General features: G+C 63.1%; 8 protein-coding genes and 1 pseudogene. 4 read left to right on the forward strand and 5 right to left on the reverse strand.

What is annotated here, in order from left to right; all coding sequences use genetic code 11:
- From EN964_RS18780 to EN964_RS18790, 3 genes are all read right to left on the reverse strand, one after another.
- The coding region (locus tag EN964_RS18780) for an AAA family ATPase (protein ID WP_164775878.1) at nt 1-557 on the reverse strand (557 nt) is incomplete at its 3' end.
- 105 nt (nt 558-662) lie between these two features.
- Nucleotides 663-1406, reverse strand: a complete 744-nt coding sequence (locus EN964_RS18785) for a DsbA family protein (RefSeq protein ID WP_127268828.1) — start codon at nt 1404-1406, stop codon at nt 663-665.
- Nucleotides 1407-1569: 163 nt separating this feature from the next.
- Nucleotides 1570-2070: a DUF721 domain-containing protein gene (locus tag EN964_RS18790; protein WP_127268827.1), complete on the reverse strand. Its 501-nt coding sequence runs from the start codon at nt 2068-2070 to the stop codon at nt 1570-1572.
- A 53-nt stretch (nt 2071-2123) separates the two neighbouring features.
- Here EN964_RS18790 and mutY point away from each other — a divergent pair, with 53 nt between their 5' ends.
- Nucleotides 2124-3320, forward strand: a complete 1197-nt coding sequence (gene mutY / locus EN964_RS18795) for an A/G-specific adenine glycosylase (RefSeq protein ID WP_127268826.1) — start codon at nt 2124-2126, stop codon at nt 3318-3320.
- Entirely contained in the window at nt 3313-3924 is a 612-nt protein-coding gene (locus EN964_RS18800; protein WP_127268825.1) for an HAD family phosphatase, read from the forward strand. The genes mutY and EN964_RS18800 overlap by 8 nt, the downstream gene beginning before the upstream one ends.
- 66 nt (nt 3925-3990) lie before the next feature.
- On the opposite strand, the gene EN964_RS18805 is transcribed toward EN964_RS18800, so the two are convergent.
- Nucleotides 3991-5124 (reverse strand): site-specific DNA-methyltransferase, encoded by a 1134-nt coding sequence (locus EN964_RS18805; RefSeq protein ID WP_127268824.1) that lies wholly within the window; start codon nt 5122-5124, stop codon nt 3991-3993.
- A gap of 176 nt (nt 5125-5300) precedes the next feature.
- Here EN964_RS18805 and EN964_RS18810 point away from each other — a divergent pair, with 176 nt between their 5' ends.
- Nucleotides 5301-5987, forward strand: a complete 687-nt coding sequence (locus EN964_RS18810) for an HAD family phosphatase (protein ID WP_127268823.1) — start codon at nt 5301-5303, stop codon at nt 5985-5987.
- Nucleotides 5988-6029: 42 nt separating this feature from the next.
- Here the strand turns inward: EN964_RS18810 and EN964_RS18815 are convergent, their stop codons facing one another.
- Nucleotides 6030-6761 carry a hypothetical protein gene (locus EN964_RS18815; protein WP_127270306.1) on the reverse strand — a complete coding sequence of 244 codons (732 nt, stop codon included), beginning with the start codon at nt 6759-6761 and terminating at the stop codon, nt 6030-6032.
- A gap of 128 nt (nt 6762-6889) precedes the next feature.
- Between EN964_RS18815 and EN964_RS18820 the strand changes: the two are divergent.
- Nucleotides 6890-7261: pseudogene (locus tag EN964_RS18820) on the forward strand (threonine synthase); the annotation flags it as partial.

Consider the following 7261-nt stretch of genomic DNA (forward strand, 5'->3'; position numbering starts at 1 on the left):
GCCTTCAGCCGCAGTTCTGCCTCGTGGCGGCGGGTGTGCAGGCCGGAAATGCCTGCTGCCTCTTCGAGCAGCGCGCGGCGTGCCTGCGGCTTGGCCTGGATCAGTTCGCCGATGCGGCCCTGACCGACCATCGACGGCGAACGCGCGCCGGTCGACTGGTCGGCGAACAGAAGCTGCACGTCCTTGGCGCGCGCCTCCTTGCCGTTGATACGGTAAAGCGAGCCGGCCTCACGCTCGATGCGGCGCGACACCTGCAATTCGTCGGCATCGTTGAAGGCAGCGGGCGCCGAGCGGTCACTGTTGTCGAGGAAAAGTGTGACTTCGGCGGTGTTGCGTGCCGGGCGCGTGCCCGAGCCGGAAAAGATGACGTCGTCCATGCCGGACGCGCGCATGTTCTTGTAGGAGCTTTCGCCCATCACCCAGCGCAGCGCCTCGACAAGGTTCGACTTGCCGCAGCCGTTCGGCCCGACAATGCCGGTCAGTCCGCGTTCGATGACGAACTCGCCGGGCTCGACGAAGGACTTGAAACCGAGGAGGCGAAGGCGCGAAAACTTCATTCGCGCCGCCCACTAAGCGGATTACCGTGGTTTTGCGATGAGAATTCGCGGCACGACCGGAAGCCGCGCACGCCGAAGCGCCGCCGCCTCAGGGCTGACTGGACGTCAGAGCAGAGGGTCGATGATGGCCGACATTTCCTCAATCGACATCGCCCCCTTGTAGGTCTTACCGTTGATGAAGAAGGTCGGTGTCGAGTCGACCTTGAATTCATTGGCGCCACGCTTCTGGACCGATCTCACATCGTCCAGAAGTTTCTGGTCCGTCAAGCAGGCCTCGAAGGACTCCTGTGTAAAACCGGCGAGCTTCGAGATTTGCAGCAGTGCATCCTTGGTGTTCTGAACGCCAGCCCAGTTCGCCTGCTGCCTGAACAGGACGTCGACCATAGGGTAGTAGTTGTCCTTGGCGCAGCGCGCCAGCATAAAACCGGCTTCGGCACTCGGATCGAACGGGAATTCGCGCAGGATGTAGCGCGCCTTGCCGGTGTCGATGTACTTGGTCTTCAGGTCCGGAAAGGTGGTCTCGGCGAAATGCGCGCAGTGCGGGCAGGTCATCGAGGCGTATTCGACGATGGTGACCTTGGCGTCGTCCTTGCCAAGCTGTTTGTCGGGCAGCGCACCCGGCTTCATCAGTTCCGCCATGTCCACGGTGCCCTGGGCTTCCGGCGCGGTGGCGGCGGCCGGCGTGGCCGGCGTCGCGGGGGCGGCCGGGGCCGCAGGTTTCACATCCGCGGCCTTCGCCTCCTCGCCAGAGTCGCTGCAGGCGGCGAGCAGGGCCACCGCCGGAATGGCGGCCAGCGAAGACAGGACGTTTCTGCGAGACAAGCTTTGGCCAAACGGGGGACGGTTCATACGAATCACCTGACAAGGGTTGGATTTTGCAATGCAAAGACACGAAAAGGCGAGAGTTGGCGCGAATTAAGGCATCTCGATCCCCAATCCAATCGCGAAACCTGACAAGGGCGATCACGAATGCGAGATAGTGACGACGAATCCATGACTTTCTTCAAGACGCCTATGATTTTCTCTCCCCAATAATGGTCGCGCCAAGTTTCTCCAACGAGGCGCGCAGTTCATCATTATCGACCAGGCCGACAGTTCCCGACAATTTCGTCTTCTCAGCCGCCGTCAGCGGCCTCAGGGCCGGTTTGCGCCTTCCTTTGTCGGTTGTCACCGGCTTCTGCAGGATCCTGATGCGATTGATGGCGGTGAAGCCGAGGAAGGCGTTGACCCGGTTGATGATCTCGCCCGTCTCGTGCTGCAGATGAAGTGCCGCCATGCCTTCGCAGGCAATGACCAGCACGGCCGGCTCGAACGGATCGTCCTCATGCATACGGCGCGGCCACTGGATTTTTTCGGGGCGCGAATGGCTGGCCAGCCGCGGGCCGGCGATCTCGTCCCATGACTGGACGAGGCCGATCGAAATGCCAGCCCGCTTGCGCAGCACCGGATCGAGGATCCTGGTCGCGAGATCGCTGACCGGGACGGGATTGCCGTAGGGCGTTCTGCCTGCCATGTACGTCCTCCAGCCAAGACCCCAGCAGATACCGGCCAGGCCGATACAGATCAATGGCACCAGCAGACCAGACCCGCAAGACCGTATCCTGGGATAGTGGCAAAGCCACATCCGGGGACAGCAGCAGAGCTGCATCCGGAGATAGCAGCAGAGCTGCATCCGGGCATATCGCGTCCCGCCTGCTAGGCTGGTACGACGTGCACCACCGTGAATTGCCGTGGCGCATCACGCCTCGTGAGCATGCGCGCGGCGTGCGGCCTGATCCCTACCGTATCTGGCTCTCCGAGGTCATGCTGCAGCAGACCACCGTCGAAGCGGTGAAGGCCTATTTCCGGATTTTCGTCGAGAAATGGCCCGATGTCGAGGCGCTGGCCGCGGCGCCTGCGGAGGACGTGATGAAGGCCTGGGCCGGGCTCGGCTACTACTCCCGCGCCCGCAATCTCAAGGCGTGTGCCGATCTTGTGGCCGCGCGTGGCGGCCGGTTTCCCGACACGGAAACGGCTTTGAGAGAACTGCCAGGCATCGGCGCCTATACGTCGGCGGCCATCACGGCGATTGCCTTCGACCGTCCCGCCGCCGTTGTCGACGGCAATGTCGAACGCGTCATCTCCCGGCTGTTTTCGATCGCAACCCCGCTCAGCGAAGCCAAGCCCGAAATCCGTGCCCATGTCGAGCGCATGGTGCCCGGGACAAGGCCTGGCGACTTCGCCCAGGCGATGATGGATCTCGGCGCCACCATCTGCACGCCACGCCGGCCGCGCTGCATGCTATGCCCGCTGCGCGAAGACTGCAGCGCGGTCGTTTCAGGCGATCCCGAGCACTTCCCGGTGCGCCTGCCCAAGGCCGACAAGCCGCAGCGGCACGGCGCGGCCTTTGTCGCCGTGCGGGCCGACGGCGCCATCCTTCTGCGCAAACGGGCGGAGAAGGGTTTGCTCGGCGGCATGACCGAGGTGCCGACGACGGGCTGGACCGCGCGGATCGATGGGGCGACCACGGAAGCGGCCGCGCCCTTTCCCGGCGACTGGCGGTATGCGGGCCGCATTGCGCATGTCTTCACGCATTTCGCTCTCCAACTCGAAGTCTTTCACGCTCACATCAAAGGTGATGCGCCAGACGGGCATTTCTGGTCGCTCGCTCACGAGATTTCCGGCGAGGCGCTGCCGACTGTCATGAAAAAGGCAATCGAGGCTGCGATACCCGGCGCGACGAAAAAGCCGTCGCCACACAGTGCAAAGAGGCCCCATGACTGAAATACGCCACATCGTTTTCGACATCGGCAGAGTGCTGATCCACTACGATCCCAACATTCCGTTCAGCCGCCTCATTCCGGATGCCGAAGAGAGAAAGTGGTTTTTCGACAATGTCTGCACGCATGATTGGAACATCGAGCAGGATCGCGGCCGCACCTGGGAAGAGGCCGAGGCGCTGCTGATCGCGGACCATCCCGATCACGCGGAAAACATCCGCGGGTTCCGCCGCCACTGGCACGAGATGGTTCCACATGCCTATGACGACAGTGTCGCCATCATGCTCGGTCTGATCGAGAGCGGCCACGACGTGACCATGCTGACCAACTTCGCCAGCGACACGCTGGCCGAAGCCCGCGAGCGCTTCGATTTCCTCAACCGCCCGCGCGGCGTCACCATCTCGGGCGAGATCGGCATGATCAAGCCGGATCGCGGCATCTACGATCACCACGTCGCCGCATTCGGCCTCGAACCGGCGGCCACGCTGTTCATCGATGACAGCCAGAAGAACGTCGATGGCGCGAAGGCGGCAGGCTGGCAGTCGGTGCTGTTCACCGATGCAGAGACGCTTCAAGCAGACCTCGAACGTCTCGGAATCAAGGCTTGATTTGAATCACTTCGCGCGATCCGTTGAGCCTTTGAATCAACGGCATTCGAAGCAATTGGCAGGGGTTCAGGCCCCTGCCCGCTCCATGCCGAGCCGCGCGATGCGGCGAAGCTCGTCGATCGGGGTCAGGCCACCGCTGCGCTCATAATGCCAGAAGGTCCAGCCGTTGCAGGCATCCAGCCCCTGCACTTCGGCGCCGATCTTGTGGATCGAACCGGCGCTGTCGCCGATCGCCACAGTACCGTCGGCGCGCACCTTGGCGGCCCAGCGCTTCTTGGCGTCGTAGAGCGTCGCACCCGGCATCATCAGGCCGGTGTCGATCAGGCTGACGAAAGCAACGCGCGGCTCGGCGCGCTTGCCGGTCAGCACGGTGAGATCGGCGCCATCCAGTGGCCGCACCGCGTCGATGCGCTCGTTGGCGGCGTCGATATAGGCCTGCTCGCGTTCGATGCCGACGAAATGGCGGCCGAGACGCTTGGCCACCGCGCCGGTGGTGCCGGAGCCGAAAAAGGGATCGAGCACGATGTCGCCCGGTTTGGTCGAGGCCATCATGATGCGGGCAAGCAGCGCTTCCGGCTTCTGCGTCGGGTGCAGCTTGTCGCCATTGTCGTTCTTCAGCCGCTCGCCGCCGGTGCAGATCGGAAACAGCCAGTCGGAGCGCATCTGGATATCGTCGTTGGACGCCTTCATCGCTTCGTAGTTGAAAGTGTACCCCTTGCCCTTCTGGTCGCGGGTGGCCCAGATCATCGTCTCATGCGCGTTCTGGAAGCGGCGGCCGCGGAAATTCGGCATCGGGTTGGTCTTGCGCCAGACCACGTCGTTGAGGATCCAGAAGCCGAGATCCTGCATCTTGGCGCCGACACGGAAGATGTTGTGATAGGAGCCGATGACCCAGATGGTGCCGTTGGGTTTCAGCACCCGGCGCGCCGCCAGCAGCCAGGCCCGCGTGAAAGCGTCATAGGCCTCGAAACTCTCGAACTGGTCCCATTCGTCATCGACGGCGTCGACCTTCGACTGGTCGGGGCGGTGCAGGTCGCCGTCGAGCTGCAGATTGTAGGGCGGATCGGCGAAGATGACGTCGATCGATTTTTCGGGCAGCCGGTCGAGCGCGGCGACGCAGTCGCCCTTGAGGATCGTGTCCAGCCATTCGGATTGCTGGGGGGCGTGGGATAGCTCGTCGAGAAGACGCACGGCAGACATTCTGACACCCAGGGCACGCGTTACTGTTTACTCCTGGTTATGGTTACCGATCAGCGTAAATATTCCGTGAAGGCCAAGGCACGGGTGGGGCGAATTTGCGAAGGCGGCCCTGTTGGTGTATGCCGCGCCGCCTGAGCCTTCCGAGGCCACTTCGCCCTCCCATTGTCCGGATCACCATGCCCCAGCCAGACCTTGTCATCTTCGATTGCGACGGCGTGCTCGTCGATTCCGAGATCATCGCCGCCCGTGTCGACGCCGAGCTTTTGACCTTGGCAGGATACGAGATATCGGCTGAGGAGATTTCGGAGAGCTATGCCGGCCTGACCTTCAAGGACATCATGCTGCGGGTCGAGGAAAAGTCCCGCATCCCCTTCCAGGCCTCTCTGATCGACAGGGAGGAACAATTGGTCGACCGCAAACTGCGCAGCGACGTCCGCGCCATCGATGGCGCGCGCGAGGCCGTTGCCGCGGTAACCGTGCCGCGCTGCGTCTGCTCGAATTCACGCTCCGAGCGGATCGAATTCATGCTGGAGAAGGTGCATCTTTTGCCGTTTTTCGCCGACCGGATTTTTTCGGCGATGGAAACACCGACCGGGAAAACGAAACCGGCGCCGGACGTGTTCCTGTTCGCGGCGGAGAAACTCAACGCCAACCCGGCAAACACTTTCGTCATCGAGGATTCCGTGCACGGCGTCCACGGCGCAAGGGCGGCGGGCATGCGGGTGATCGGCTTCACCGGAGCCGCCCACAGCTATCCCGGCCATGCCGACGCGCTCACCGAGGCCGGCGCCGAGACGGTGATCCGCCGCTGGGCGGAGCTGAAAAGCGTGATCGCGGCGCTGTCGGAGTGGTCGGACGCCTGAGAAGCGTGCGCCGCGACGCACGCCTCATGCAACTGCCGAGACCTAGTTCGTCGCGGCAGCCCTCTTGCGGCGGGTCTTCTTCGGCTTGTCGGCCGTTGCCTGATGCGCGGTTTCGTCATAGCCGGCAAAGGCCTGATAATCCTGCGCCGTCGGCTCGGGCACGACGACATTGGAATCGGTGAAGACGAACTGCGTGGCAACCGAAGGATCGGTGACCTGGACCTGATACTGGTGGAGCTGCGAGTAGAGGACCTCGGTGCCATGCATCACAGCCGTTCGGATCGGCATGGTGATCGTGCCTGGAGAAAACTTCGGTCCGGGGACAATCTTGCCGGCGACCGCAATCTTCATCGTCAGCTGGCCGTTGGCACGGCTGCAGTCGCGTGTCACGTCGCTGACCGACGCCTGGTAGATGATATTGGCCGATTCGTCGGGCGGAGTTGCAGCAGCGGCGTCAGCCTCGGCCTGGGCCGCGGCATCCTGCGCGGCGTCGCCGGTCTTCTTGATCCTGGGCTTGGGCTTCTGAGCTTCCCTGGAATAGGTGTTGAAGAAGGCCGTGCCGTCGCGCACCGTCACCCGGGGGCAATAGGCCTGCAACTGGCTGGCCAGTATCTTGGGATCCTGGGGCGGCGGTGGCGCCGTCGGGTCCTCCTTCTTGCCTATGCCGAGGTTCAGGATGCCATTGTCGCCCGATTGGCAGCCGGCGGCGGCAAGCATAAAGCCGGTGAGCGCAAGACCCGCCAAAAAGCGACCACTGAATGTACGAAACGCCATGAAACTGCACTTCCCTCTCGCAAAGCTGGTGACGTATATCAACCGCGCGGCAAAAATGCGACTGAGCCAGCGCAGAAATTAACCACCTTGCGGTGGATGGAAAAGCCAAGCAGTAACGGAATTGTGACATGCACTATGTGAGTACCCGCGGGGAAGCCCCCGTTCTCGGATTTTCCGACGCCGTGCTGGCCGGGCTGGCGCGCGACGGCGGGCTCTACGTGCCGCGCGAGTGGCCACAGTTTTCCGCCGCCGAGATCCGCGCCATGCGCGGCCTTGCCTATCCCGACCTTGCGATCCGCGTGCTGTCGCCGTTCCTTGGCGACGAAATCCCGGCCTCCGTTTTCGAGCGGCTGGTGCGCGAAGCCTATGCCACCTTCCGCCACGAGGCCGTCTGCCCGCTGGTGCAGACCGGCCCCAACACCTTCATCCTGGAACTTTTCCACGGGCCGACGCTCGCCTTCAAGGACGTGGCGATGCAGCTTCTGGCCCGGCTGATGGAC

Source organism: Mesorhizobium sp. M7A.F.Ca.CA.001.10.2.1, from assembly GCF_003998575.1.
Classification (GTDB): domain Bacteria; phylum Pseudomonadota; class Alphaproteobacteria; order Rhizobiales; family Rhizobiaceae; genus Mesorhizobium.